Raw genomic sequence first — 24662 nt, forward strand, 5'->3', positions numbered from 1 at the left:
GACTTGAGAATCCGGACAGCAGCAGCAATGGCGCCGAAACCAGAGCAGCACTCCAAACGAGACTCGATCGGCATTGCGACCGCATCCAGCGCCTCTCAAGACTCGTCTCACGCGTGGATGTGCGTCGAGCATGCGACGACTCACAACTTCCGACAACTGGCAACTTTCACAGGGGGCAAACCCTACCTTTCGGCATCAGTGACCAACACGCTCAGATGGCAAATGAAACGGAGGCAGCTGTCGCGCACCAAGTGACCCACACGTCGGTCCCCCGAAGGCGCCTTCAGCGAAACCGGTGATGTTTGCCAGACGCGCTGAGTACGCCCGGGCAAAAAACTCCATCGGCCGTTGCGCAAGTTCCTGGCTCACCGAGCCGGTGCTCCAGGTGACTTGGCATCTGTACGTTCCTGCGCTCGATTTCGCTCCGCATCCTTCCAGCGCTCCGCCATGCGCTGCTCGTCGGTCTGCACGGCAGGCATGCGACGGACGAAGCGCTCCACGCGTTCGGCCAATTCGGCCTGCCCCTGCCTTCTCAGCGTGTCGGCGGTCGATTGCCAGTCCGCCGCCACCTCCTGCCGGGTGCGCTGCATCTCATCTCTGCTGGCATCCAGGGTGTCTCGCTTTGTCTGTAGAGCCCGCAGCACGGCCCCGAGCTTGGCTCGCATGAAACTCGACGTCTTCGGCGGCTGCCGACCTGCCCGCTCGTCCGGCGGCAGTTGCCCGAATGCCCGAAGCGCGCGCAGCCGGTGATGAATCGCGTCCTTCAGCGGCTTGCGGATCTGACCGCGCACCTGCCGCGGCGTCGCGTTGGCCGCGACACCCTGCTCCCGCATCAGCGCGGCGAACTGCTCGCGCCACTGGCGCAGCGTATCCTTGCGGATGTAGAGGCGCTTGCCAGGCTCGAACTCGTGCTCGCACTTGACCACGAGGTGCACATGCGGATGTGGCTGGTCGGTGTGCAGCACCATCGCGTAGCGGTACTGCAACGCGAAGTTCTCCCGCGCAAACACGCATGCCGCTGCGAGCACCTTTTCCGGCGGGGTACCCGGCGGCATCGACAGCACGATGTTGTGGGCGAGCTTCGCGCGGCTGTCCTTCTGGCCTGGGGCCGGCTTGGGCCTGTACTGGCTGCTGCACAGGTCCAGTTGCCAGTCGGTGACGATCTCCCTGGGCGCCCCGCGGCCCTGCATGGCAGGACCTTCATCGGTCTCGAGGGGCACCTTGCCGTGCCGGGTGATGTAGCGCAAGTGCGCCTCGACGCCACCGGTGTCGCGCCCGCCGCCGGAGACCTTCACCAACACCTCGGGCGTGCGTCCCACGGTGCGTTGGATCTGCGCGATCTCGCCGGACCCGAAGCGCAGGGTGCCACCGGGTCCGCGCCGGCCATAGCTCACGATGTCCAGCGCCATGTCGCGCACGCCCTCGGCGGATCGGCGACCGCCGCGTGCGAGCCGCAGCGTCTGCTTAGGCATGGTCCACCTCGCGGCTGCGGGCCTCCCAGCTGATCAGGTTGCGCTGCACGATGGCGGCCGTCGCCTGGCGCGCCTGCTCGATCTCCCTTCGGGCAAGCGCAAGTGCCTCGATGATCTCGGGGGCCTGCGGTTGTGTGAAGGTGTTCGGCAAACCGAACATTCGGAACTGTCGTCCGAGCGCGGCCAGTTGTGCGCAGGTCGCCTTGATCTGGGTGAGTTCGTTCGGCGGAAGCACCACGGGTCCATGCACATGGTTGTGGATCAGCATGGCCAGGTAGCTGCCCGGCTTCATGCCCCGCAACCCGGCCCGTTCAGCAATCAGGGCACGATCCCCCGCGCGAAGCCGCAGGGTGATGCGATCTTCGGAAAGACGGCCGGTGTCCGAAGCGCGCGGGGCATGTGTGGAGGACGACACCGTGGTCGAGGGCGCATTGGTGCGCAGAACTTCGTCGACGAGCTTGGCGAGCAGGCTGGCCTCAGTCAGTTGATGACGTGCCGCGAGCGCAGCAAAGCGTGTCCGGGTTTCGGCCGACACCCGGGTCCCAATCACGCTCGATCGAGAGGTCTTGGTCATCGCGACGCCATCGCTGTTAACAATGTCTGACGGCAGTCTATCCTGCCCTCACAGCCGCACAAGGACTCTGCCCCCCAACACTCCCCGACTCGCGGCTCACAACCCACCAGCCGACGAGCAGGGTCGAGTCCCCGACCCATCCTGGCCGCCGCCAAGACCTCCCCATCGTTCCGTCCCGACGAAGTGCCATCACCCGCTGATGTTCGGTTTGCCGAACACCGGCTGCATCCGCGACTATGGCAACGTCCGATGTTCAATCCGTCGCGTTGCGCCCTCACGCACTTGCCTGCCATCGATGCATCCATGCCGCTCGCGGATCCGGAGCTCCGCGCCAAAGGGTTGCTGTGCGTGTCGGCCCGGAGTCATCGCGGGCCTCGGGTTCTCCGCGTTCCTCGCCTCGATGACGCGAGCCGCGCGCGGAAGCGGTCGCAAGCCGAGCGGGTGCCACGCGCCGGTGCAACGAACCGGTTCGCGGCGACGCGCGCCCATACCGCCGCGCCGAAGTCGCGGCGTCGGATCGGAAACACGCAGAAAGAGGAAATGCAAATGCAAAGGCGAAGGCAAAGAGAAAGAAGGAAAGAAAAGGGCCGGAGCCCTGCTCCGGCCCTGCCGCGCATCAGCGGCCGATGCGCCGCAGCGCGAGGTCCCACAGCCCGGCGTTCAGCCGCACGGTCTCGCGGATGGCCCGGATGCCCCGGGTTCGCATGGCGCGGCCCGCGGCACTGCGGCCGTCGAGCCCGCCGCGCAGCGTGTGCTCCTGGATCGCGTTGAACGTGCGCCAGACATCGTCACCGACGTCGGCCATGCGCCGGCGCTCCAGCAACTGCACCGGCTGCACCGCCGGCTCGGCCTGACCGGGATAGCGCAGTACCAGTGCCTCGCGCGCGAAGTCCAGCTGCTGCCCCTGCGAGAGCGCAGTGCCGCGCATCGCCTCGACTGCCTCGCCCACCTGCGCGAAGTCGCCCGCGATCCGCTGCGCGGCCTCGACCACTCCAGCCACCACATGGCCCCGGTGGCTCACGTGGACCAGTCCGAAGTCGCCGATCGCCGTGAGCATGCCGTTGGTGCACACGGGCCGGTACAGCCCCGCCCTGAGCTGATAGGCACTGCGGCCGTCGTGCGAATTGATCAGCACGATCTCGCCGAGCACGTCGTCGAGCGAGAGCGACTGCACGACCGGCTGGAAGCGCAGCATGTGCAGCGCATGGCCCGCACGGTCCGCATCCCGGCCGCGCGAACGGGTCTGCACCGCGAGCGTCGGCACAAAGCCCGCTTCACCGAGTGCGTCGACGATGTCGCGCGTGCTGATGAAGACGTACTTCGCCCCGGTGCAGGTGGCGGCCCCTTCGGCGAACGCCGCCGGCGCGCTGCGCGCGAGCTCCTGCGGTGACAGCGACCGCTGCGCGGCAAAGGCCGCCGAGCGGGACGGGGATGTCAGGGAAGAAGAGGACGAGAAGGAGAAAGGAAGAACGGACAGCGTCATGATGTGCTCCTGGGTGACGTGCAGGCGGGATTGCCTGCGTCGCCCTGCGCTCACGCGGCAGCGCAGCGCTCAAGGCCGCCGCAGGCGCGCGGCACGCGCCGAGCACGCGCAGCGCGCGCAGGGCCTTGAACGCGAGAACCGCGTGATACCCTGACCAGACACAGGCAAGCCCCACCCTCCCCACCCTCCCCACCCTCTCCTCCCTCCGGGGGCGAACGCCGCCCCGCCTGGCTTCGGGAAGAGCGACGGTGGCCAGCGATCGGCGAGTCCCGTCCTGGAACTGCTTGCCGCGTTCGATCACCACGCGGGCGTCGCCGTTGCGCGCGATGAAAAAGCGTGCAAGGAAAAAGCGCGCTCCTTTCATCGCCGGTTGCCGGCAGCTACGCCCCATGAGCCGGAGGTCCGCGACGGGCCCGGTGCGAAAAATGGATGGAAGGAAGGCATGCCCCTTCTGCGACTTCGGTGGTTCTGGATGCGGTGCATCGGGGGGTGCCGACCCGTGCCAGCACCCCGAGGCCGGCGCGCGCTTCGCACGCGACGCGCTCACAAAGCGCGCCAAGAGGGTGTGCGCACAGGTCGCGGCATGCCTCGGCCGCCCCGACCGACGCCTTCAGGCCTGGATGCGACCTGCCATGCGGGCCAGCTTCGCATAGGCGCTCAATCGCCTGTCGGCGCGGAAATGCAGGTCCCGTTCGACAGGCAGCCCCAGCATGCCGCGCAGAGCGGCCAACTCGGACAGGCGCACGCAGCCCAGCTCGGGAAAGCCCATGCCGAGGTCGCACAGGCCGAACGCGATGTCGGGATCCCCGGGGTCGATCGCACCGAGCAACCAGGTGGCGCCCGCATCGGGCGTGAAGAGCTTGACCACCGGCAGCGGATCGAAATCCGCCTGCGCCCACGAGGGCATGCCGTTGGCCAGCAGTTGTTCGAACTGCGCATCGGTGAGGAAGGAAAAATTGGAAGCAGCCATGGCGTTCTCCTTGAACGGTTGCGGGCGGGATTGCCCGGCACCGTCGCCGGCATGCCGCAGCGCAGCGGTCAAGGTTCGCAGACGGCCGCGAGGCCGCCAGCGCGCCGCGAAGAGGCGCGCGCAGACCTTGACGGCGAGAACGGTGTGCCACGCTGAAGGAGCCAGCAGCACGCCAGCCCCACGCACCATCCCCGCTTCTGAACCACTCCGGCCTTCCCCGCCTCTTCTGGCTTCAGCCCGGCACGAGGCGAAGCGAGGCGAGCCGGGCCGGGCCCGGAACCCGTCGCGCACAGGCACGCGCACCGCCGTGCGAGAAATCGGAAACGAGACCCCGCGACGACCAGACGGGAGGCTCCGCACCGGATGGAGGATGCATCGGTCACTCGAAACCGCCGCCCGCCGCCAGGGCGGCCACGCCGACCTTGCCCTGCCCATCCCCGACGTGTGTGCGGAAAAGCTCCCGCACCTGGAGAACGGCCGGGCCTTCGGGCCACGGCGCCGACGCCCGACGGGGGTCGTGCGCGTGCACCACGACCGAGGGGCCGTGACGCGGCGCACTGGATGCGCTCGCGCGGGCAGAGTCCCTCCCGGAGTGGTGTCCCCTGAAGCCAGCGCCGTGCGCCGTGTTCAGTACCGGCGAGGATAGGAGCCGAGCAGGCGCAGTTCGCGGTGTTCCGCGAGCAGCCTGGCGAGCTTCGGCTCGGTGGCGTGGCCCGCAACATCGATGACGTAACGATGCCCGTCGAGCGACTTCCGGCCCGGGCGTTCATAGATCGCCAGCACCTGCGCCGCGCTGGCCAGCGCCTGCAGCGAGCGCTGGAAGCCGGCCTCGTCGACGCTCAGCAGCAGGCTGGTCTTGTCGCGCCCGCTGGGCGCGGGCATCGTGCGGCCCAGCACCCACCAGCGCGTGGTGTTGTGAGGCCCCTCTTCGATCCCGTCGGCGACAGATGCCAGCGCGTGGATGCGCGCCGCACTCGGCGGCCCCATCGCCGCCATGTCCGGGCCGCTTGCCTGCGCCACGAGCTTCGCGGCCGCGCCCGCGCTGGCCGCGGGCCGGCGCTCCACGTCCGGCATCTCCCGATCGAGCCAGGGCTTGACCTCCTCGAGCGCCACGGGGTGCGCGACGACCGTGCGGATGTCCTCGCGACGCGCGCCGGGCTTCGCGAGCAGGCTGTAGCCGAGCACCTTCGGATACTCCGCCACCACCTGCACGCCCGCGAGCGCATCGAGCGCGAGCACGTCGTCGAGGTAGGGGGTGGCGCCGACCACCGAGGTCGTGACGGGCACGCACGCGCGCTCGATGGTCTTCGCGCGCAGGGCCTCGAAGAGCGCCTCGCGCTCGAGCGCGACGAGTTGCGCCTCGCCGAAGAGCTCCAGGCAGGCCTGATGGGTCCAGCTGCCGGCCGGCCCCAGGTAGCCGATGCGGGCGGCGGCCGCGGTGCAGATGCTCATGGACAGCATGGTAATGACGGCGACGCAGCGGGGAGGAATTTTCATGGTCGAAGCGAGGGCGGGGAAGCGAGGGACAGGCACGGCGCGATGATCCCGACGGGGCGCGCCACATGCAACGCTTGCGTCTCAGGCACTGCGCGCACAACGCCACGCCCCGCCCTGTCGAGTGCCAAGCTCATCGGCGTTGCATAGCGCGCAACCAATGGCCAACCCGGATGCGCGCCGCGGCAGGGTGCGCCGAGGGCCGTCGAGGGAGGGAGACGGCAGGCAGCCCGGCGTGCTCTTCGCAGCCACGCGTGGATGGCACGTGATCGTTGCCAGCACGTTCGGGTGCATCCCGCAGGGGTTGCGTGGGGCCGACAGGCCGCAGGCGCGATCTCGACGCACGGACTGGGCCATCGGCGGCGGGCTCGATGAGCGCACGGGCGAACCGGTGCACCCTGCTCTTGGTCAGGCATCGCGCGCCTCGATTGGGCGGGCCATCAAAACCGTGGCCGATCGGGGCTCATGCCGCATCGAAAACAGGACGACGTCCCCTTGGCGGTGCGTGCAGAGCATCGCATCGCGATCCGCGCCCCATTCCCGCCGAGCGGGGAAGACCAAGGCCAGGCACTCTGGCGTGCCTGCCCGGCTTGAAAGCGAAACCTCGCACTTCGGGTTCACGAGCCGCCCCGCGCGCCACGGCCTGATCGTGCTGCAGGTGGGTCTTGGTCGTCAGCCCGGGCACACCGATTGCCGGAGAGCCCAAGGAGCCAATCCTGGCAGGGAGGGAAGCGATGCAGACGAGCCCGGGCCTCGCTCCCGTGCACTCCACAGGGATGCGCTTCGTGATGTTCTGCCATTCCCTCGTTTCCGACTGGAACCATGGCAGCGCGCACTTTCTGCGCGGCGTGTGCAGCGAACTGCTCGCGCGCGGACATGCGGTGGCCGTGTACGAGCCGCGGCAGGGCTGGAGCCGCGCCAACCTGAAGGCAGCGCACGGGCGCGCGCCGTTCGCCGATTTCTCGCGCTTCTATCCGGAGCTCTCGAGCACGACGTACGACCGCGCAAGGCTCGACTTGGGTGCCGTGCTCGACGGGGCCGACGTGGTGCTGGTCCACGAATGGACAGATCCCGCTGTGATCCGCCGCATCGGGCTGCACCGCCGCGACAGCGGCCGCTACCGGCTGCTGTTTCACGACACGCACCACCGCCCGGTGACCGATGCACGCGCCATGGCGGCTTGCGACCTGTCCCACTACGACGGCGTCCTCGCGCTGGGCAACGTGGTGCGCGACCTCTACCGGGCGCAAGGCTGGGCGCAGCGTGCATGGACCTGGCATGAAGCGGCCGATGTGCGGCGGTTCCGCCCGATGCCGGGAGCCGGAGAGGCCAAAGCCCGCCGCGGCGAACTCGTGTGGATCGGCAACTGGGGGGACCCGCAGCGCGCCGCGGAGATCGAGGAGTTCGTGCTCGGGCCGGTGCAGCGCCTGCAGATCAGGGCCCGCATCCACGGCGTGCGCTATTCCGATCGCGCGCTCTTTCGCCTTGATTCGGCGGGCGCGGACTTCGCGGGATGGCTGCCCAACTTCAAGATGCCCGCCGTGTTCGCGCGCCATGCGGTGACGGTCCATGTGCCACGCCAGCCGTTTGCGAATGCCCTGCCCGGCGTTCCCACGATGCGCATGTTCGAGGCGCTCGCCTGCGGCATTCCCCTGGTCAGCGGGCCGTGGGAGGACGTCGAGGGTCTGTTCACGCCGGGGCACGACCATTTGGTGGCGCGCAACGGCGACGCCATGCAGCGGCACCTGCGCGATGTGCTCGAAGATCCCGCGCTGGCCCGCTCGCTGGCCGCGCACGGCCTCGCCACGGTGCGCGCACGCCATACCTGCGCCCATCGCGTGGACGAGCTCCTCGCCATCCTCGCGAGCATGGCGCCCGGGGCCACGAAAGGATAAGGCCCTGCGGAGGCCGCCGGCATTGCGAGGACGGGCTCGGGCAACACCACGCGCGCCTGAGGACCGCTCCCACATCGCAGGCGAGCCACCAGCGAAATAGACATGATGTCCAGGCCGCAAGACCCGCGCAAAGGCCTGCGGCAGGACCTGCGAGACGACGGCCATGCGACAGGGGCCGACAGCCCACCACTCGACGACGGCGTGGGCGCCCGACGTTCATCCGCACGGCGGATCAGCAGCTTCTGCGGCAAATTCTTCCGGTCGATGGAAGGACTGGCAGCCGAAGCAGGCGCACATTCTCGGTCGTTCCGCGAAGCCTCCGCCAGCACCCCGCCCGGTCCAGGCGGCCCCGATCGTCAACCCGCATCCGCAGCGTTCATCACGCCGGTGGAAGGGCCTGCCGCCCTCAGCGCCTGAACGATGTGCCGGCAAAGGACGACAGGGAGGGCTTTCGACGAGGGACCGATGCAGCGGCAATCGGTGTGCCCGGCATCGTGCGGCATGGCCGGAGCAAAGAAGGAAAGAAAGAAGCAAAGAAAAAGCGCCGCTTCGTGCTCGACGAAGCGGCGCAACGAGCCCTAGCGCAGCATCAATGCGCTGGCCCCACCACCGCCTGCAGCCGTTCGATCACGCCGGGCTCGACAAAGACGCACGGCACTTCGGGTGCCAGCGCCACGTCGATCGCCCGGGCCAGCGCCTCGCGCTTCAGGTGCACGAGTCGCCCCGTGCGCCAGGCCTGCTCTGGCTTCATGCGGTTCTGATCGGCCGGCACCCCGCTGCGCTCGGGGTCGCATTCGATGAGCGCGACGAAGCCCTCGTCGAAGAGTTGGCGGTGCGGCTCGCAAAGGCCCCAGCCCGTCACTGTGTGGCGCTGCATGCGCTGGCGCAGGCGCCCGTCGAGCAGGATGCCGCCGGTGTCGAAGCTCAGGCCGCATACCAGGCAGAGGTGGCGTTCCAGCGAAACATGTGATTTCTCGTTCATGACGATCTCCGGTTGTCCGGGCGGAATTGCCCGCCGCCGGGACCGCACGGCGCAGCGCAGCAGTCAGGGGTCGGCGACGGCCGCCAGGCCGCCAGCGCCGCAACGCGGCGCGCAGCCCTTGACGGCGAGAACGCCGTGCAACGCTGAAGGCTCCCGCAAGATCGCCCTTCCCGTCCTCCCTCTTCCCCCCGTCCTCCGGCTTCCCGGCGACGCCCGCACCTGAGCAGACCCAGGCGGATGCACGCACCGCATGCCCCACCAGGACCGGATCGCTTCAAGGGGGAAATGCCAAGCCATTCTTCTTGAAGAATGGCTAAAATGGCTAATCACTTTTACCCGAGTCCGTCATGCAAGTCAGTGCCACCGATGCCAAGAATCGATTTGGCTACTACCTGGGTCAGGCCGAGCGCGAGCCCGTGCAGGTCATGAAGAACGACCGCGTTGCGGTGGTGATGGTCTCGGCTGCCCGTTACGCCGAACTCGAGGCACTCGAACGGACGAAGACGCTCGGCCAGCGCAAGCGCGAATTCAACGAGAGTTATGCGGAGTGGATTGCCGCCCAGAACGAGCTTGTCGAGCGCGTAGGTGTTTTCGGCGAGGACTACCGTCCCTGGTGATTGCACGATGGCCCAGTTCGACGTCTATGCCAACCCCTCCAAGACCCAGCGCGGCGAGATTCCCTGGATGGTGGACATCCAGAGCGAGATCCTCGACAAGCTCCCGACCCGCCTCGTGATGCCGTTGGCACTGCGTGCCCATATGCCGGGGGCGATGCCGCGGTCGCTCTGTCCGACCATCGGCTGGAACGGTGTGATGCTGGTGGCATTGCCCCATCTGGCTGCGCCCTTTCGGGTCAAGGATCTGGGCTCTGTCCAGGGCAACTTGCGATCTCAGGCCAGCGACTTCGTGGCCGCGCTCGATGCAGTGATCAGCGGAATCTGAGTCGAATCTCCGGCACGACGCTTCCAGCGCGCCGCGCCCGTGCCCGCGCCTGCGCCCAAGCGAACACCGCACGATCTCGGCGAGCGCTGAAACGACCGGCAGCAACCACGAGCTACCGGTCGGCATCGAGCCAGGCATTTCGAAAGGGCATATCGCGTGCCCCCGCTCACCATTGGATTGCCAGTCAGGAGTTTTCGCAGCGGCAAATCGGCAGGCAGCAGCAAACGCCCGCACAAGACCCGGCACGCCGCAGATCAACAAGGCGAACTGACTGCTTAAATAAGGTACTGGATCACTAGCCGGGTCACTTCGTCGATGAAGGTCTCCACCCTGTCATCCGTAAGAAGCTCCGGCTGATGCGACACCGCGCCATGCGCCAGGGTCTGCACGGTCGACACGCAGACGAAGGTGGCCAGCCCCAGGTCTAGGTGTGAAGTTTCAAAAGGTTGTTGCGGGTGTTCACCCGGAGCATTCGGCTCGGACGGGAAAGTCACGTCCAGAAAAGGCCTCGCAGTCGCGAGGTTTTTTTGCTTTCAGCCGAGGCCTTGTCCGCCGTCCATTTGGATTTTCTACTCGAGGGCGGTACAAGCTGAACTCCTAAGCAGCCCATAGCCCGCACGGCTTCGCCGCGCGGGCTTTTTTCATTTCTTAAACCTCGGCCATCGGTCGAGGTTTTTTTCGCCCGCAAGGGCGCTTTCCCCCGTGGACCACACCATGCGCAAGCTTCAATAACTGCTGGAGTGGATCTTCGTGATGATCGATCTCTACGATCTGATCGACACGCTGATCAACTTCATCAAGAACTTGTTCTGACGCACGGCCAATCGTCCTGACTTAGCCCTTGCAGGTCAGGCTGACATTGCCCCCAATGTCGGCCAAGGCCCGAACTCGCCCCAAATTTCATCAAATTTGGGGGCGACGCATTGTCTGGCGATAGGCACCGAACATCCAAAGAAGCCATCCATCCATGCCAAGCTGGGTGACGCCAAGCAAAATCGTCGTCGTGGTTCTTCTCCGCACCTGAGGATGCGCTCAGATCAGATGCTGCGCAGGTTCACGCGCTTCGACAGCGCTTCGGCGCTCTCGCGCCGCTCGCTGTAGCGGTCCACGAGATAGCCCGCGCAGTCACGCGTGAGCAGCGTGAACTTGACCAGTTCCTCCATCACGTCGACCACGCGCTCGTAGTAGGGCGATGGCTTCATGCGTCCAGCGTCGTCGAACTCCATGAAGGCCTTGGCCACCGACGATTGGTTGGGGATGGTGAGCATGCGCATCCAGCGGCCGAGCACGCGCATCTGGTTCACGGCGTTGAAGGACTGCGAACCACCTGACACCTCCATCACCGCGAGCGTCTTGCCCTGCGTGGGCCGCACCGATCCGATGGACAGTGGAATCCAGTCGATCTGCGCCTTCATGATGCCGGTCATGGCGCCATGGCGTTCGGGCGAGGTCCAGACCATGCCCTCGGACCACTGCACGAGTTCGCGCAGCTCCGCCACCTTGGGATGGTCCTCGGGTTCCGCGTCCGGCAGCGGCAGGCCCCGCGGGTCGAAGACCCGTGTCTCGGCGCCGAGTGCGCGAAGCAGCCGCGCAGCCTCCTCGGTCAGCAGGCGGCTGTAGGAGCGCTCGCGGACCGAGCCGTACAGCAGCAGGATGCGCGGCGCATGCGCAGAGCGCTCCGACGGGAAGAGTCGCTGCGGATCGGCCCGTTCGAACAGGGTCTCGTCGACGTTCGGCAGCTCACGACTCATACCAACCCCGCGACGAATTCACGACCTTGACCACCGCCAGCATGATCGGCACTTCGATCAGCACGCCGACCACGGTCGCCAGCGCCGCCCCCGAGTGGAAGCCGAAGAGGCTGATCGCAGCGGCCACGGCCAGCTCGAAGAAGTTGGATGCGCCGATCAGCGCGGAGGGGCACGCAATGCTGTGCTTCTCGCCGAGCTTGCGGTTGAGCCAGTAGGCCAGGCCGGAATTCAGCACCACCTGGATCAGGATCGGCACCGCGAGCATCGCGATCACCAGCGGCTGCCTGATGATGGCTTCGCCCTGGAAGGCGAACAGCAGCACAAGCGTGAGCAGTAGCGCAGCGATCGACCAAGGCCCGATGCGGTGCATGGCCCGCTCGAAAGCTGCAGGTCCGTCCTTCAGCAGCCGCTTGCGCAGCAGCTGCGCGAAGATCACCGGCAGCACGATGTACAGCCCCACCGAGGTGATGAGCGTGTCCCAGGGCACCGTGATGGCCGACAGGCCCAGCAGCAGGCCGACAATGGGCGCGAAGGCGAACACCATGATGGCGTCGTTCAGCGCGACCTGCGACAGCGTGAAGACCGGATCGCCACAGGTCAGCCGGCTCCAGACGAAGACCATCGCCGTGCAGGGCGCGGCAGCCAGCAGGATCAGGCCGGCAACGTAGCTGTCGAGCTGGTCGGCCGGCAGGAAGCCGGCGAAGACCTGGCGCACAAAGAGCCATGCCAAGAAGGCCATGGAGAACGGCTTCACCGCCCAGTTGATGAACAGCGTCACGCCGATGCCGCGCCAGTGGTTCTTCACCTGCGCGAGCGCCGCGAAATCGACGCGCAGCAGCATCGGGATGATCACCACCCAGATCAGCACGCCCACCGGGATGTTGACCTTGGCGACCTCCAGACGGCCGACTGCCTGGAACGCGGCCGGAAACAGTTGCCCCAACGTGATGCCGGCGACGATGCAGAGGAACACCCACACCGTCAGGTAGCGCTCGAACACGCTCATGGGGGCCGCCTTGACGGGCTGACTTTGGATCACAGCGCTCATGGTGTCAGTTCGCCGAAATGCGCTTCAGGCGCTCCTGCAGCTCGGCATCGCTCATCGCCTCCGGGTTGTCGAGCGCGAGCAGCTGCAGCATGCGATAGGAGATCGCCTGGCGCGTCAGCTCGAAGGCCTGGCGCTTGGCGGCATCGCCGCCGTCGGTGTTCGACGGGTCCGGGTAGCCCCAATGCACCTTGACGCGCGTGCCGGGCCAGTACGGGCAGGCTTCCTGCGCCGCGCTGTCGCACACCGTGATCACCACGTGCATGGGCGGCGTGGCGAACTCGTCCCAGCTCTTGCTGCGAAAGCCCTCGGTGTTCACGCCGGCGGCCTGCAGCACCTCGATGGCGAAGGGGTTGATTCGTCCGCTGGGCGCGCTGCCAGCACTGAACGCCTTCACGTCCTTGCCGAGCTTGTGGGCCCAGTGGTTGAGCATGCCCTCGGCCAGCACGCTACGGGCCGAGTTGTGGGTGCAGAGGATGAGGACGTTGAGCGTCATTGCGATGCCTTTTGAACCTTGCCGATGTCGCGGATCTCGCGCTGGATGGCCATCGTGTCGAGCCGGGCCAGCGGCAGGGCCAGCATCAGCTCGATCCGGCGCTTGAGCGCGAGAGCCGTGTCCACGAACTGGCGTTCGGTGGCTGCTTCCGTGCCGGCGAAGGCCGCCGGGTCCGCCACACCCCATTGCGCGGTCATGGGCTGGCCGGGCCACACCGGGCAGACCTCGCCTGCGGCCTTGTCGCAGACGGTGAGCACGAAGTCCATCTCGGGCGCGTCCGGCTTTGCGAACTCGTCCCAGTTCTTGCTGCGATAGCCGGTGGCCGGCAGATGCATCTTGTCGAGCGTGAGCAGCGCGTAGGCGTTGACCTTGCCGGCCGGGTGGCTGCCCGCGGAATAGGCCTTGAATCGCCCTTTGCCCAGGTGGTTGAGCAGGCCCTCGGCCATGATGGAACGCGCGGAATTGCCCGTGCAGATGAAGAGCACGTTGTAGGTCTTGTCAGTCATGACGGTGTTGCCCAGTAGGGCGAGTTAGGGGATGTCTTTGAACATGCAGACCGCGGAGGCCGGGCACAGGCTCTTGAACTCGCTGCTCGCCTGCACGGACGCCGGCAGCGCCGTGCGATCACAGCGCTTGAAGCCGCGCGCCTCGAAGAAAGGCTCTGCGGTGGTTGTCAGGATGCAGAGGCGATGCACGCCTTTCGATGCAGCGAAGGCCTCCATGGTCTGCAGCGCCTGGTCGCCCATGCCGTTGCCACGCGCGTCGGCGCGAACCGCGAGGGAACGCAGCAAGGCGGTGTCGCCGAATCGCTCCAGGCCGACACAGGCCACGATCCCTTCGTCACCGACCCGGCTGACGAAGAAGGCATCCATGTGCTCTTCCCGCAGATCGGACTCCGGAAGGCCCGCATCCCTGAGGAGGGCCCGCACGGGCGGCAAAGAGGCCGCCTCGGCGCGAACGAACAGCGATCTGACCAGCGATTCAGAGGGATCTTTGGGCATGGTTCAGCCCTCAGCAGCAGGCGACCTTGGCCTTGACGGCCACGTTCACCGGGACGCCTCGGACGACAGCGGGTGCACAGCAGGCGGACTCGGCTTCCGCAGCGGGCCTGGACTGACCGTAGACCGGGACCGTGCCGTCCAAGGTCTTGAAGTGCTCCCATGCGATGCCCTGCGGATCGGTGACCCAGTGCTTCTCGCTGCGCGCGTAGCAGCACACGGTCTCTCCTTCGTCGAGCAGCGTGCGATCGGCGGCCTGGCCGCGAGCCTTCAGCTCGGCGAGCTCTTCGTCATCCTCGGCCTGAATGCCCAGATGGTCGATGCCGTTGCCGTGCCCGACCGTGGAGATCGCGAAGTTGACGCGCGGGTCGTCGAGCATCCACTTCGCATAGTCGGCCTCGACCCGCAACGGGGGCATCGCGAAGAGGTTGGAGTAGAAGGCGATGCTCCTGGCCAGATCGTCGACGTGAAGATGGACATGAAAGCGCTTCATGAGGGTTCTCCTTCAGCATGCACAGGCGGTGGTGCTGGCGGGCAGGCAAGCTTCGCCCTGGCAGCAGTTCTCGGTGAGGTAGCCCAGCAGCGCGTTCATCTGCTCGAACACCGCGCGATAGATCAGGTTGCGGCCGTCGCGCTCCTGGCTGACCAGGCCGGCGTGCACCAACTCCTTGAGGTGGAACGACAGGCTCGTCGGGGCCACTTCGAGCCGCTCTGCGAGCACCCCTGGCGTGAGGCCGGCCGGACCGGCAACCACCAGCGCACGAAAGACCTGCAGCCGAACAGGTTGGGCCAGAGCGGCCAAGGCCTGGATGACATTCTTTTCTTCCATGATTCAATAATAGTTGAATCATGGAATAATTTCAACGCAGCCGCTGAATGCCTTCGTCTGGCACTTGGCTGACGAGCACCTCGGTGAAGCTCACTTTCCGCCGTATCGGTTCGGTCGGCAGCGCTACACCCCGCGTCCATAGGTCCGCCGGCATTCCCTTCATCGCTGCCTGAGCGCGCTTCTCGTGGTCATGTCGCTGCTGATGCCGCAGCGGGCATCGGTGAGTCATGCGTGCCCGCGGCACGCCCGACACCGACTCGATGGCGCAACCGGAGGCTGCACGCTGGCTCCTGCATGCGTACGCGTCAAGCTTGCCGAATCGGGCCGCTCGGATCGCCATGAGCAGCGTTGCGCACGCCTCTCAGGCGCAGCGCGTTGGCAATGACCGAGGCCGAGCTCAGACTCATCGCGAGCGCCGCGATCATCGGCGACAGCAGCCATCCGGTGAACGGGAACAGCACGCCGGCGGCCAGCGGCACGCCGAGGGCGTTGTAGAGGAAGGCGAAGCCGAGGTTCTGCTTCATGTTGGCAATGGTCTGCTCGGAGATGAGCCGTGCCTGAGCAATGCCCCGCAGATCTCCCTTGACCAGCGTCACCTGGGCACTGTTCATCGCGACGTCCGTGCCGGTTCCCATGGCCACGCCCACGTCGGCCTTGGCGAGCGCAGGCGCATCGTTGATGCCGTCGCCGGCCATGGCGACGAAGTGCCCTTCGCGCTGCAGTTTCTCGACCAACGCGAGCTTGTCGGCCGGCTTGACCTCGCCGTGGACCTCGTCGATGCCCAGCTTCGCCGCGACCGATCGCGCCGTGATCAAGCCATCGCCGGTCGCCATGATGACCCGCATGCCCGAGGCCTTGAGTGCCGCCAGCGCCTCCACGGTGGTGGCCTTGACCGGGTCGGACACCGCGAGCAGGCCGGCCGGCTTGCCCTCCACCGCGAGAAACATGACGCTGGCGCCGCCTTCGCGCATCGCATCGGCGGAGGCTTTCAACTCGGCGACCGAAACGCCCGACTGGGCCATCAACGCGGTGTTGCCAAGCACCAGCAGCCTGCCTCCCACCTTGCCGCTCACACCGATACCGCTGTCGGATTCGAAGTCCTCGGGTGCCGCAAGCGCGAGATGGCGCTCGCGCGCCGCGCGCACGAGGGCGTCCGCCAGCGGGTGCTCGCTGCCCTGGTCCAGACTGGCCGCAAGGCGCAGGACCTCGTCCTCGGTGAAGCCGGCCGAAGCCACCGCGCGCTCGAAGCGAGGTCGGCCTTCCGTCAGCGTCCCCGTCTTGTCCACAATGAGCGCATCCACCTTGCGGAAATTCTCGATCGCGGCGGCATCGCGGAACAGCACACCCTGCGTGGCCGCCTTGCCGGTGGCCACCATGATCGACATCGGCGTGGCCAGACCCAGGGCGCAAGGACAGGCGATGATGAGCACCGCCACGGCGTTGATCAGCCCATAGACCCAGCTCGGCTGCGGGCCGAAGAGCCCCCAGGCGAGGAACGTCAGCGCGGCCGCCGCGATGACGGCCATGACGAAATAGCCGGCGACACGGTCCGCCATCCGCTGCATCGGCGCTCTGGAGCGCTGGGCCTGCGCGACCATCTGCTCGATGCTCGCGAGCACGGTTTGCGAGCCAACCTTTTCCGACTGCATCACCAGCGCGCCATTCGTGTTCAGCGTTGCGCCGATGAGCTTGTCGCCCACCCGCTTGCTCACAGGCAGTGGCTCGCCCGTCAACATGGACTCGTCGACAGCGCTGCTGCCTTCGACAACCAGCCCATCCACGGGCACCTTCTCTCCGGGGCGCACCCGCAGCCTGTCGCCGACGTGCACCTGTCCGACGGGCACATCCTCCTCCGCGCCGTCGGGGCCGATGCGACGTGCCGTCTTCGGCGCCAGGCCCAGCAGCGACTTGATGGCCGCGGAGGTCTGAGACCGCGCCTTGAGCTCCAGGAGCTGGCCCAGCAAGGTCAGCGAAATGATCACTGCGGCGGCCTCGAAATACACCGCCACGCGCCCCATCGAAACGAACGAGGCAGGAAATACGTGCGGCGCGACCGTCGCGACGACGCTGTAGACGAATGCCGCGGCTGTGCCCAGGCCGATCAGCGTCCACATGTTCGGGCTGCGGTTCGTCACGGATTGCACCGCGCGCCGGAAGAAGGGCCACCCCGCCCACAGGACGATCGGCAAGGTGAGCACCAGCTCGATCCAGCTCTGCGTCTGCATTTCGAACCAGTGCAGACGATGGCCCGCCATTGCAAGTACCGTGACGACGACCGTCAGCGGCAGGGTCCAGAGGAAGCGCCGCTTGAAATCGCGCAGTTCAGGGTCCTGCGCTTCGTCCAGCGTCGGCAGCTCGGGTTCCAGCGTCATGCCGCACTTGGGGCAATTGCCCGGATGATCCTGCCGGACCTCAGGATGCATGGGACAGGTATAGACCGTACCGGCTGCATCTGCCGCCGTGGTGGACGCCGCCGTCGGCACCGCCTCATCGTGCGCTGCCGCAGGATGCTCGTGCGGGTGATGATCGTGGTGATGATCGCGGGGATGGGGAGGCTGTCCTTGGGATGTCTCGTTCATTCAAGCTCTCCAGGCAAGAAGGGGGATATGGCAGGCTGGCGGCACGAAGCCAGTCACTTTGGGGGGTATCCCGCTTGCGTCAAAGCTGCGATCACGCTGGCGCGGTCCTCCCGAGTTTCGACGCGGACGGTCTGCCCAGGTATATCGATTTCGACCCGCGCTTGCACGTCAAGCTTCTTGAGCGCTTGAGTGACCCGACCGGCGCAGCCGCCGCAGGTCATGGACTGGATTTCGAACTCCTGCATGGAAGACTCCTTCGTTGATGGGGGGCCGTCCAGTCTCCAGGTTGACACGATGTCAAGGTCAAGGGGGGAGACGTCCGCAATTTCTCGCGGGGAGGAAACTCGGGCTCGCACGTCGAACACAACCATCCGTCCTGGTCAACCATCTTGGTCGACACCGCTAATGACGGCCTGGTCGGATCTGGGACAGCGGCAACCGACCACCAGCGGCCCAAGTACAGAGGCTAGGTCGATACCGGCCCCGTCGTGAGCAGCAGATCGCTACCGAATAGCGCCGCCGATCACCCGGTCCCGTCCATCTGGAAAGAAGTCCAGGCCCATGCGGGCGGATTTGTCAATCCGCGTTCGTGGTATCCATTGCCTGCGGATTGACACCAGACTTCGCCTTCAACCATCAGAGGAGAGGTCATGCTGATATTCACGAATCGGGTGATGCGCAACAGCGCGAGTGAGACCGCGTTCGGGACGGGCTTCCCACAGGGGTCGCCGCAACTCGGCATGGCCACGGTGGCCGGCCCCTCTGGAAATGCATGGGCCGTCTCCGGGGCGGTCCCCGACATCAGCGACGACCAGGCCCTGGCTTCGTTGGTGCCTCTGTTCAACGGCGCGAAACCTGTTCTTGCATACATTCACGGCAACAACAACACGCCCGCCAAGTGCTTCAAGCGGTGCGATGCCTTGCAGAAGCTCTATGGTGTCGAGGTCATCGGATTTTCATGGCCGTCCGAGGGGTACTCGGCCGACGGCTCGGTGGTGACCGGCGTGATGCCGACCGAAGTCGATGGCGACGAAAACGAGCTCGCGCAAGTGACGTCGAGCAACCGGGGTGAAGGGGTGATCCGCTCGAAGATCAACCGCTATCACCAGGCGACGCTGAACGGCAAGCACTCCGGTGATGCGTTGGCACGGTTTCTCCGGTTGCTCGCAACCGCCAGGCTCTATGCCAATGCGCAGCCCTTCACGCTGGCGGCCCACAGCCTGGGCGCGCAGTACCTCGAATACACACTGGACCTTCCGGGCGCAAGCGAGTCGGCCTCCACGGCCCAGAACATCCTGCTGCTCGCGCCGTGTGTGCGCTCGAGTGGACATCGCAACTGGCTGGTCAAGATGCGCCCCAAGGGCCAGCTCTTCGTCACCTTCAATCATGGCGACTCGGTCCTGGCCGCAGCGAGCATCGCCGACAACGGCTCGGGGCCAAAGCTCGGCACAGACCCCACCACCGATCTGCTGCGAGTGCCCTACATGCGCTATGTCAGCTGCACCAACGCAGCGAAGGACGTCGGAGGCCACGGCTATTTCGTCGCCGACAAGATGCCCAAGGCGATGAAGAAGGTGTTCAAACGCATCTTCAGCGCCAGGCCGGATCTGGAACCAGGGGAGATCGACCGCGACGTCTACGGCATGAAAGGCGATGAAGACGGCTTGACGAAATACTTCAACGCGCCGTGATGGGCCTGGGCTTTATGGCGCCATGCCCGTCACCGAACGACGGCATTGGGCCTCGCATCAAGAGCCGCGAAAAGACGGTATGAGTTGCTGCAGTGGGGCGGCTTCCTTCGCCTCACCTCCGACCGGTGCCGTAGCGCACGCCGTCATTTTTTCCGCTGGCAGTGCTCGCCGCGCCCACTATCGGGACGTGCGATGAGGCAGCGTCATCGCGTGATCGCGGGCGTTGGCCGAGGAGACGACTACCGGCAACAGCGGCGCGATCTTCTTGAACAGCGCGGCGCTGATCTCTTTGTTCTTGTTTCGACCCACGCAGCGTCATCCGGCGATCAGGGGTTTGGCGCCGACATCGTTTTGTTAACCGCTCTAGACTTGAAGGTCGGACACCACGCGCGAACACCAGGCCGGCATCTTCAATTCGCGGGTGCCACAGGATGCTCAAGAAGCACGCTCGGCACCGTGCTCCTCTCCTTTTTTCGGAAACAAACAACATGTGCAATCGCGTCCTCCAGGTCGCTGCGGCAGCAGTGGCCTTCCTTTTTTCAGCGCCCTTCGCGACCGCGCATGAGTTGTGCACACTGATCGCAGATGCCGATTCCGGCAAGCTCGTTCTGCAGCGCGGCCCCGCCTGTTCCGAGCGCGTGACACCTGCCTCGACTTTCAAGCTCGCCATCAGCCTCATGGGATATGACGCAGGCGTGCTGAAGGACGCTGCACAGCCTGCCTTGCCGTATCAGGCGGGATATCCGGATTGGGGCGGCGATGCCTGGCGGCGGGACATCACGCCGACAACGTGGATCAGGGACTCCGTCTTCTGGTACTCACAGCAGGTTGTGAAGCGAATGGGGCAGGAGCGCTTCGCGCAATATGTGAAGGCTTTTCAGTATGGCAATGCAGATGTCTCTGCCGTGCCGGTCGATGACCCCGGGCAGAGCGGCGTCTGGGTGATGAGTTCGCTGCGCATCTCCCCCGAGGAACAGCTTGCGTTCGTGCGCAAGATCGTGCGCCGCCAGTTGCCGGTGAGTGCGCATGCCTTCGACATGACCGCACTCATCTCGAACTACGGCGCCCCGATCGACGGCTGGGCCGTGCATGGCAAGACGGGCACCGGGTCGCCAGGCAGCGACAACCGCTATGACGCGAGCCGCGCTTATGGCTGGTACGTCGGCTGGGCTACCAAGGGCGCGCGAAGGCTGGCGTTTGCACGCCTGATCCAGGATGAGCAAGCCCTCAAGCCCAACGCGGGCCTGCGTGCGCGCGACGAGCTGCTTCGGCTTCTGCCAACCGTTGACGATTGAGGCGGGCATCGCCATGACCGCATTGCGTCGCGCACTTGCCGCGCTTCTCGTCCTTCTCGGTTCGTCCTGCGTTCCGGCCCAGACCTTGGCGCTGACGTTCGACGATGGCCTCGACCCTTCGAAAGAGCCCGCGGCCGCGTCGTGGAACCGGCAGATCCTGGAGACGCTCCGCGATGCGGGCATCACGTCCATGGTGTTTCCAACACTCGTGCGCACCGGCCGGGCCCAAGGACTGGACCTCATCCGGGATTGGGCGCACGCAGGCCACGCGGTAGGCAACCACACGTCCCGGCACCGCAGCCTGGGGTCGCCTCAAGTGCCGCTTGCGGACTTCATCGGCGATGTCAAGGAAGCCGATACCGTGCTGAGCCGGATGCCGGGCTGGACGAAGATGCTGCGCTTTCCGTATCTCAAGGAGGGCAACACGCTTGCCAAGCGGGACGGCATGCGTCTGTGGATGCAGGCCGCAGGCTACAGGGCGGCGCCGGTTTCCATCGACGCGAGCGATTGGTACTACAACCAGGTCTATGCGGCCTGGCTGGACGAAGGAAATGCCGACAAGGCCGATCGCGTGAAGGCCGCGTACATCGAGCATCTGCTGGACCGCGCGGCCTACTACGATGGCTTGGCGCGGCAGGTCCTCGGCCGCAGCCCTGCCCACGTGATGCTGCTGCACACAAGCAGGATCAACGCCGCCGCTCTCGAGGAATCGATCGCGGCATTCCGGGTGCGACGATGGTCTTTCACAGCCGCCAGGACAGCCTTCGATGACCCGATCTACACCGTGCAGATCGACACCCTGCCGGCGGGCGAAAGCGTCGTCTGGGCCAGCGCCAAGGCGGCGCGGATTCCAGGTCTGCGCTATCCAGCCGAGGACTCGGTCTATGAAGAGCCCAAACTACGCGCGCTGGGACTGGTGCCGGCGCGCATGCCGCAGTAGTGCACCGGCAAGGTGTTTGACGATGACATGGTTTTGTTAGCCGCTCTTGGGAATCCATACTCCCGAGGAGTTGGTCAAGCAGCTCTGCGAACGTCTTCGCAACGAGCGATTGACTCGGCAGATGACGCAGGCCGACGTGGCCGCGCGCGCCGGCATCGGGGTCAATACGGTATCCGGCCTGAAGGCTGGCCGGAACGTGACGTTCGAAAACGCGATTCGCCTGGCCATGCTGCTCGGACGCACGCAGGAACTGGAAGAATTGTTCGAGCCGAAGCTCTACAGCCTGGAAGACATTGTTCGCTACGAAAGCAGCGCCACGCGACAACGCCTCAGGAGGAAAACCGGGGAGGCCTAGGAAGCTCGGCGTCTTCCATGACGGCTGGGGCAAACATCGGCGGTGGGGCACGCTCGTTTCCTCCACCGCCCACACCGGAAGCCCGCTGATCGCGCTCGAATACAGTGATGAAGCGCGGAGCTCGCGGGCCGTGAAGCACGGCAGCATCATCGACGGCATGTGCGACGTGCCGGCCGAATTCTCGGCAATGGCCAGGAACACGCATCCCGGTCAGGTCACCCGGGACACGAGGCGCACGACTCAAGGCCGGATCGACGACAACATCCGTCGCCTCCGATAGAGGCGGCCTGCAAGGGCCGCACGAGGTCCCACAAAAGCCCCACAAGGCCGGGCACGCCGCGGACCGACCCAGCACAATCTGCCGGCCCAAAAGCCTGAGCGGCAGAAGCCGTTTTCGCATCCTCGCCCGGAAGGCGATGCGCGTTCATGAGGGAGGGTCGCGAGCGATTTGCCCTGCGACCCGAAGCGCGCGTGATTGCAGACAGGCCCAGCGCGTCTGGCGGCAAATGTCTGCCGACGCCGCGCGCTTCTCATGCGGCGTCTTGCGGTGAAGCCGACGCTGGCAGGCCGATGCCCCGCGCTTCGGCCTGCTCGATCCATTCAATGCACTTGCGCTTCAGTGCCTCGAGGCCTGCAGCACGGGCGGTCCGGGGCAGGCTGACCACCAATTTGCAGCGCTGTTGCCGATGCAGTTCCACATCCGCCACGGCACTGAACGCGTCGTCGCCGGCCTCGATGATGTAGATGGTGTAGATCCATTGCCCCGACCTGCTGTCATGAGTAAATGTTTCGCCCCTCATAAGGCACCCTATTGCTCGGTACTACCCCGCATCACGATACGCGCAACCCGCTCGCCAGCCAACAGGAGGCGGCCCGAGGACGGTTTTCATCAGGGCAGGCAGCACCTCCCCTCAAGTGCCACCTGATACAATCAGGCCATGCCCAGTCCTGCTGGGCAATGCCTGGCCAGGCAAGCTGAATCTCATGCCAGCGCGTCGAAGTCACTACGACGAGAAAAACAACAATGACTTCATGCAAAAGAATTTGCCGTAGCGTGGACCGCGTAAGAGTTCACGACCACCTTCCCAAAGCCCGCCCTGCGCGGGCTTTTTCACGGGCGCGGGCGCTGCCCCTGTTCCTACGCCGGGTGTGCTCGTCGGCCCGGTGTGGGCGTCGGAGCCTCGGGCCCGTCAACCCATCACAGGCCAGCCTCCTTCGCCACCCCGATGGCGCGGTAGGCGGAAGCTGCCAGCGGCCGACCGATGAGCACGCAGGAGGCAGGAGGAAAGCGCTTGCCGTCGCGCGCCCTGAAGGTGTCGTCTGCTCACGACCTTCTCGGATGCCGCGCCGCCTCAGCCCGCTCTTGGAGTAGAGTCATCACACCTCAACACGGAACCCGCAAGGGAAGGACAAGATGACCACACCGCAAGAGGCTACGGGAGCAGCTTCAGCTGCAAACTCTCTCGGAACGGAGATGGCGCTGACTGCCGCGTTAAGGGCACTCATCAAGACGCACCCCCATCCCAACCTGCTGGCCCAGGAACTGGCGCAACAGCGGCAGTTTTCTCAGGCCCACCTCGAAGCAAGCCCGGTCCCGGACAAGGCGTTGATGGGCTTCGAACTGACCTGGGCGCTGATTCTTCATCAGGATCCTGCGCAAGACGTCAGGCTGGTGGCGCGTCCCGGATAGGGCTCGGCGAGACGGGCCGTTGTAGACGCCAGGCGGGTCAACGACGCGAACCTCCTTGAGGCCCACCCTGCCCCGCCGGCTCGTTTCCACCGAGGGGCAAGGGCCCCGTCCCCTGGTGTCCACCACCGACCTCCAGCGAGATCGCCGAGTGTGATTCACAGGCCTTGTGCGCGGCTTGACTGGAGACGTGCGCGGCGCCGATGGTCAAGCAACCCTGGCGTTCCGCCTGCGAGGTCTTTCTCCCAAGTCCTTGTCCAACAGACAGTCGATAAATGCACCGAGGAGGGCCGGTCGATGCTGCCTGTTCGGATAGTAGAGAAACAGCCCTGGGCGTGAAATGGACCAGTCCGCCAGGACTTGAACCAACCTGCCCTGGGCCAGGAGGTCACCGACGCTATCTCGCTCGAAGTGATAGGCAATGCCGAGCCCGCCCAGTGCGGCGGCAATGCCGATGTCAGCGTGATTCGTGACGACGGGGCCGTCCACCGCCGCTTCGAGTCGTTGCCCCTTTTTCTCGAACTCCCAGCGATAGTGCCTGCCGTCCATCTGAAGCCGCCAGTTGATGCACGCGTGGCCATGCAGATCGGCCGGGGTCTTGGGTATGCCTCGACCAGCAAGGTAGTCGGGAGACGCCACGGCAACCATGTCGAGGTCTGGCGTCAGGCGGACGGCGACCATGTCCTTCTCGAGGCGTCCGCCCACGCGGATGCCCGCGTCGAATCGACCGGCGACGATATCGGCCAGCGCGTCATCGACCACGATGTCGAGCACCACGTCGGGGTATGCCTGATGAAAGCGTGAAAGCCTGGGGGCGATGATGGTTCTCGCTGCAATCCCCAGCGTGTTGATACGAAGCGTGCCCGTGTTCTGTCCTGCGGCTTCACTGGCTTGAGCGACCGCAGCAGCCATCTCTCGAAACAACGGGGCGATGCGCATATAGAGCAACTCGCCACTGGCCGATGGCGCGACGCTTCGTGTCGTGCGATTGAGAAGGCGTGCGCCGATGCGGCCTTCAAGCTGTCGAATGGTCTGGCTCAGCGCAGAGGGCGACAGGCCCAGATGTTCTGCTGCCCGGGCAAAGCTCTTTCGTTCGACCACTGCGGCGAAGGCCTTCAGCTCGGCGAATTCTGCCCCGCGCATTATGTATTCCTTTCTACACAGCCTATTCAGATTCTAGGATA

At 65.9% G+C, this 24662-nt stretch carries 28 protein-coding genes and 1 pseudogene; 9 read left to right on the forward strand and 20 right to left on the reverse strand.

The window, feature by feature from the left end; translation table 11 throughout:
* Positions 1–365: 365 nt before the first annotated feature.
* The 5 genes from ACHMXA_RS31895 to ACHMXA_RS31915 all read right to left on the reverse strand — a co-directional run bounded on the left by ACHMXA_RS31895 (position 366) and on the right by ACHMXA_RS31915 (position 5996).
* Entirely contained in the window at positions 366–1472 is a 1107-nt protein-coding gene (locus tag ACHMXA_RS31895) for a relaxase/mobilization nuclease domain-containing protein (RefSeq protein WP_395322388.1), read from the reverse strand.
* Entirely contained in the window at positions 1465–2046 is a 582-nt protein-coding gene (locus tag ACHMXA_RS31900) for a hypothetical protein (RefSeq protein WP_395322390.1), read from the reverse strand. The genes ACHMXA_RS31895 and ACHMXA_RS31900 overlap by 8 nt, the downstream gene beginning before the upstream one ends.
* Positions 2047–2662: 616 nt before the next feature.
* Positions 2663–3529, reverse strand: a complete 867-nt coding sequence (locus tag ACHMXA_RS31905) for a DUF932 domain-containing protein (RefSeq protein ID WP_395322392.1) — start codon at positions 3527–3529, stop codon at positions 2663–2665.
* Between the two features lie 610 nt (positions 3530–4139).
* Positions 4140–4499 carry a DUF2958 domain-containing protein gene (locus tag ACHMXA_RS31910; protein ID WP_395322642.1) on the reverse strand — a complete coding sequence of 120 codons (360 nt, stop codon included), beginning with the start codon at positions 4497–4499 and terminating at the stop codon, positions 4140–4142.
* 627 nt (positions 4500–5126) lie between these two features.
* A complete protein-coding gene (locus ACHMXA_RS31915) occupies positions 5127–5996 on the reverse strand; it encodes a prephenate dehydratase (protein ID WP_395322393.1) in 870 nt (289 codons plus the stop codon).
* Between the two features lie 773 nt (positions 5997–6769).
* Between ACHMXA_RS31915 and ACHMXA_RS31920 the strand changes: the two genes are divergently transcribed.
* Positions 6770–7888: a glycosyltransferase gene (locus ACHMXA_RS31920; RefSeq protein WP_395322644.1), complete on the forward strand. Its 1119-nt coding sequence runs from the start codon at positions 6770–6772 to the stop codon at positions 7886–7888.
* Positions 7889–8244: 356 nt separating this feature from the next.
* Here ACHMXA_RS31920 and ACHMXA_RS31925 read toward each other — a convergent pair whose 3' ends face one another.
* Both ACHMXA_RS31925 and ACHMXA_RS31930 read right to left on the reverse strand, forming a co-directional pair.
* Positions 8245–8460, reverse strand: a complete 216-nt coding sequence (locus ACHMXA_RS31925; RefSeq protein ID WP_395322395.1) for a hypothetical protein — start codon at positions 8458–8460, stop codon at positions 8245–8247.
* Between the two features lie 17 nt (positions 8461–8477).
* On the reverse strand, positions 8478–8870 hold the full coding sequence (locus ACHMXA_RS31930; RefSeq protein ID WP_395322397.1) for an ATPase: 393 nt from the start codon (positions 8868–8870) through the stop codon (positions 8478–8480).
* A gap of 347 nt (positions 8871–9217) precedes the next feature.
* Between ACHMXA_RS31930 and ACHMXA_RS31935 the strand changes: the two genes are divergently transcribed.
* Complete coding sequence (locus ACHMXA_RS31935) at positions 9218–9487, forward strand: type II toxin-antitoxin system prevent-host-death family antitoxin (RefSeq protein WP_395322399.1); 270 nt, start codon at positions 9218–9220, stop codon at positions 9485–9487.
* Positions 9488–9494: 7 nt separating this feature from the next.
* Entirely contained in the window at positions 9495–9812 is a 318-nt protein-coding gene (locus ACHMXA_RS31940) for a CcdB family protein (protein WP_395322401.1), read from the forward strand.
* 275 nt (positions 9813–10087) lie between these two features.
* Here ACHMXA_RS31940 and ACHMXA_RS31945 read toward each other — a convergent pair whose 3' ends face one another.
* The 10 genes from ACHMXA_RS31945 to ACHMXA_RS31990 all read right to left on the reverse strand — a co-directional run bounded on the left by ACHMXA_RS31945 (position 10088) and on the right by ACHMXA_RS31990 (position 17755).
* Positions 10088–10306: a hypothetical protein gene (locus ACHMXA_RS31945; RefSeq protein WP_395322403.1), complete on the reverse strand. Its 219-nt coding sequence runs from the start codon at positions 10304–10306 to the stop codon at positions 10088–10090.
* 543 nt (positions 10307–10849) lie between these two features.
* A complete protein-coding gene (gene arsH, locus ACHMXA_RS31950) occupies positions 10850–11563 on the reverse strand; it encodes an arsenical resistance protein ArsH (protein WP_395322404.1) in 714 nt (237 codons plus the stop codon).
* Positions 11553–12611, reverse strand: coding sequence for an ACR3 family arsenite efflux transporter (gene arsB / locus ACHMXA_RS31955; RefSeq protein ID WP_395322406.1), 1059 nt, complete (start codon positions 12609–12611; stop codon positions 11553–11555). Before arsB ends, arsH begins: the two co-directional genes overlap by 11 nt.
* Positions 12612–12615: 4 nt before the next feature.
* Positions 12616–13104 (reverse strand): arsenate reductase ArsC, encoded by a 489-nt coding sequence (locus ACHMXA_RS31960; RefSeq protein ID WP_395322407.1) that lies wholly within the window; start codon positions 13102–13104, stop codon positions 12616–12618.
* Entirely contained in the window at positions 13101–13610 is a 510-nt protein-coding gene (locus tag ACHMXA_RS31965) for an arsenate reductase ArsC (protein ID WP_395322409.1), read from the reverse strand. The genes ACHMXA_RS31960 and ACHMXA_RS31965 overlap by 4 nt, the downstream gene beginning before the upstream one ends.
* A 24-nt stretch (positions 13611–13634) precedes the next feature.
* Entirely contained in the window at positions 13635–14105 is a 471-nt protein-coding gene (gene arsN2, locus ACHMXA_RS31970; RefSeq protein WP_395322411.1) for an arsenic resistance N-acetyltransferase ArsN2, read from the reverse strand.
* Between the two features lie 10 nt (positions 14106–14115).
* Complete coding sequence (locus ACHMXA_RS31975; RefSeq protein WP_395322413.1) at positions 14116–14595, reverse strand: ArsI/CadI family heavy metal resistance metalloenzyme; 480 nt, start codon at positions 14593–14595, stop codon at positions 14116–14118.
* A gap of 12 nt (positions 14596–14607) precedes the next feature.
* On the reverse strand, positions 14608–14931 hold the full coding sequence (locus ACHMXA_RS31980; protein ID WP_395322415.1) for an ArsR/SmtB family transcription factor: 324 nt from the start codon (positions 14929–14931) through the stop codon (positions 14608–14610).
* 305 nt (positions 14932–15236) lie between these two features.
* Positions 15237–17510, reverse strand: coding sequence for a copper-transporting P-type ATPase (locus ACHMXA_RS31985; protein WP_395322417.1), 2274 nt, complete (start codon positions 17508–17510; stop codon positions 15237–15239).
* A gap of 53 nt (positions 17511–17563) precedes the next feature.
* On the reverse strand, positions 17564–17755 hold the full coding sequence (locus tag ACHMXA_RS31990; RefSeq protein WP_395322419.1) for a heavy-metal-associated domain-containing protein: 192 nt from the start codon (positions 17753–17755) through the stop codon (positions 17564–17566).
* A gap of 405 nt (positions 17756–18160) precedes the next feature.
* Here ACHMXA_RS31990 and ACHMXA_RS31995 point away from each other — a divergent pair, with 405 nt between their 5' ends.
* Positions 18161–19201 carry an alpha/beta hydrolase gene (locus ACHMXA_RS31995; protein ID WP_395322421.1) on the forward strand — a complete coding sequence of 347 codons (1041 nt, stop codon included), beginning with the start codon at positions 18161–18163 and terminating at the stop codon, positions 19199–19201.
* A 177-nt stretch (positions 19202–19378) separates the two neighbouring features.
* Here ACHMXA_RS31995 and ACHMXA_RS32000 read toward each other — a convergent pair whose 3' ends face one another.
* Positions 19379–19510 (reverse strand): hypothetical protein, encoded by a 132-nt coding sequence (locus tag ACHMXA_RS32000; RefSeq protein ID WP_395322423.1) that lies wholly within the window; start codon positions 19508–19510, stop codon positions 19379–19381.
* Positions 19511–19689: 179 nt separating this feature from the next.
* Between ACHMXA_RS32000 and blaOXA the strand changes: the two genes are divergently transcribed.
* The 4 genes and pseudogenes from blaOXA to ACHMXA_RS32020 all read left to right on the forward strand — a co-directional run.
* A complete protein-coding gene (gene blaOXA / locus ACHMXA_RS32005) occupies positions 19690–20496 on the forward strand; it encodes a class D beta-lactamase (RefSeq protein WP_395322425.1) in 807 nt (268 codons plus the stop codon).
* Positions 20450–21436 (forward strand): polysaccharide deacetylase family protein, encoded by a 987-nt coding sequence (locus ACHMXA_RS32010; protein ID WP_395322427.1) that lies wholly within the window; start codon positions 20450–20452, stop codon positions 21434–21436. The genes blaOXA and ACHMXA_RS32010 overlap by 47 nt, the downstream gene beginning before the upstream one ends.
* 46 nt (positions 21437–21482) lie before the next feature.
* Positions 21483–21791: a helix-turn-helix transcriptional regulator gene (locus ACHMXA_RS32015; RefSeq protein WP_395322429.1), complete on the forward strand. Its 309-nt coding sequence runs from the start codon at positions 21483–21485 to the stop codon at positions 21789–21791.
* A pseudogene (locus ACHMXA_RS32020) lies at positions 21730–21912 on the forward strand (hypothetical protein); the annotation flags it as partial. The gene ACHMXA_RS32015 and the pseudogene ACHMXA_RS32020, both read left to right, overlap by 62 nt.
* A gap of 409 nt (positions 21913–22321) precedes the next feature.
* Here the strand turns inward: ACHMXA_RS32020 and ACHMXA_RS32025 are convergent.
* On the reverse strand, positions 22322–22591 hold the full coding sequence (locus tag ACHMXA_RS32025) for a hypothetical protein (protein ID WP_395322431.1): 270 nt from the start codon (positions 22589–22591) through the stop codon (positions 22322–22324).
* A gap of 614 nt (positions 22592–23205) precedes the next feature.
* Between ACHMXA_RS32025 and ACHMXA_RS32030 the strand changes: the two genes are divergently transcribed.
* Complete coding sequence (locus ACHMXA_RS32030) at positions 23206–23481, forward strand: hypothetical protein (RefSeq protein WP_176668623.1); 276 nt, start codon at positions 23206–23208, stop codon at positions 23479–23481.
* Between the two features lie 204 nt (positions 23482–23685).
* Here ACHMXA_RS32030 and ACHMXA_RS32035 read toward each other — a convergent pair whose 3' ends face one another.
* Entirely contained in the window at positions 23686–24621 is a 936-nt protein-coding gene (locus ACHMXA_RS32035; RefSeq protein ID WP_395322433.1) for a LysR family transcriptional regulator, read from the reverse strand.
* Between the last annotated feature and the right edge of the window lie 41 nt (positions 24622–24662).

Origin of the sequence: Variovorax sp. UC74_104 (assembly GCF_044055375.1) — a bacterium.
Lineage (GTDB): Bacteria > Pseudomonadota > Gammaproteobacteria > Burkholderiales > Burkholderiaceae_C > Variovorax.

Excerpts from the sequence above, each read along its gene's own strand:
- ACHMXA_RS31995 (WP_395322421.1), top strand. The coding sequence starts at position 18,161 with ATGCTGATATTCACGAATCGGGTGATGCGCAACAGCGCGAGTGAGACC.
- ACHMXA_RS31985 (WP_395322417.1), bottom strand. The coding sequence starts at position 17,510 with ATGAACGAGACATCCCAAGGACAGCCTCCCCATCCCCGCGATCATCAC.
- ACHMXA_RS31915 (WP_395322393.1), bottom strand. The coding sequence starts at position 5,996 with ATGAAAATTCCTCCCCGCTGCGTCGCCGTCATTACCATGCTGTCCATG.
- ACHMXA_RS31940 (WP_395322401.1), top strand. The coding sequence starts at position 9,495 with ATGGCCCAGTTCGACGTCTATGCCAACCCCTCCAAGACCCAGCGCGGC.
- ACHMXA_RS31965 (WP_395322409.1), bottom strand. The coding sequence starts at position 13,610 with ATGACTGACAAGACCTACAACGTGCTCTTCATCTGCACGGGCAATTCC.
- ACHMXA_RS32030 (WP_176668623.1), top strand. The coding sequence starts at position 23,206 with ATGACCACACCGCAAGAGGCTACGGGAGCAGCTTCAGCTGCAAACTCT.
- ACHMXA_RS31990 (WP_395322419.1), bottom strand. The coding sequence starts at position 17,755 with ATGCAGGAGTTCGAAATCCAGTCCATGACCTGCGGCGGCTGCGCCGGT.
- ACHMXA_RS31920 (WP_395322644.1), top strand. The coding sequence starts at position 6,770 with ATGCGCTTCGTGATGTTCTGCCATTCCCTCGTTTCCGACTGGAACCAT.
- ACHMXA_RS31895 (WP_395322388.1), bottom strand. The coding sequence starts at position 1,472 with ATGCCTAAGCAGACGCTGCGGCTCGCACGCGGCGGTCGCCGATCCGCC.
- blaOXA (WP_395322425.1), top strand. The coding sequence starts at position 19,690 with ATGTGCAATCGCGTCCTCCAGGTCGCTGCGGCAGCAGTGGCCTTCCTT.
- arsB (WP_395322406.1), bottom strand. The coding sequence starts at position 12,611 with ATGAGCGCTGTGATCCAAAGTCAGCCCGTCAAGGCGGCCCCCATGAGC.
- ACHMXA_RS31975 (WP_395322413.1), bottom strand. The coding sequence starts at position 14,595 with ATGAAGCGCTTTCATGTCCATCTTCACGTCGACGATCTGGCCAGGAGC.
- ACHMXA_RS31930 (WP_395322397.1), bottom strand. The coding sequence starts at position 8,870 with ATGAACGAGAAATCACATGTTTCGCTGGAACGCCACCTCTGCCTGGTA.
- ACHMXA_RS31980 (WP_395322415.1), bottom strand. The coding sequence starts at position 14,931 with ATGGAAGAAAAGAATGTCATCCAGGCCTTGGCCGCTCTGGCCCAACCT.
- ACHMXA_RS31935 (WP_395322399.1), top strand. The coding sequence starts at position 9,218 with ATGCAAGTCAGTGCCACCGATGCCAAGAATCGATTTGGCTACTACCTG.
- arsH (WP_395322404.1), bottom strand. The coding sequence starts at position 11,563 with ATGAGTCGTGAGCTGCCGAACGTCGACGAGACCCTGTTCGAACGGGCC.
- ACHMXA_RS31900 (WP_395322390.1), bottom strand. The coding sequence starts at position 2,046 with ATGACCAAGACCTCTCGATCGAGCGTGATTGGGACCCGGGTGTCGGCC.
- ACHMXA_RS31960 (WP_395322407.1), bottom strand. The coding sequence starts at position 13,104 with ATGACGCTCAACGTCCTCATCCTCTGCACCCACAACTCGGCCCGTAGC.
- ACHMXA_RS32035 (WP_395322433.1), bottom strand. The coding sequence starts at position 24,621 with ATGCGCGGGGCAGAATTCGCCGAGCTGAAGGCCTTCGCCGCAGTGGTC.
- ACHMXA_RS32025 (WP_395322431.1), bottom strand. The coding sequence starts at position 22,591 with ATGAGGGGCGAAACATTTACTCATGACAGCAGGTCGGGGCAATGGATC.
- ACHMXA_RS31905 (WP_395322392.1), bottom strand. The coding sequence starts at position 3,529 with ATGACGCTGTCCGTTCTTCCTTTCTCCTTCTCGTCCTCTTCTTCCCTG.
- ACHMXA_RS31910 (WP_395322642.1), bottom strand. The coding sequence starts at position 4,499 with ATGGCTGCTTCCAATTTTTCCTTCCTCACCGATGCGCAGTTCGAACAA.
- arsN2 (WP_395322411.1), bottom strand. The coding sequence starts at position 14,105 with ATGCCCAAAGATCCCTCTGAATCGCTGGTCAGATCGCTGTTCGTTCGC.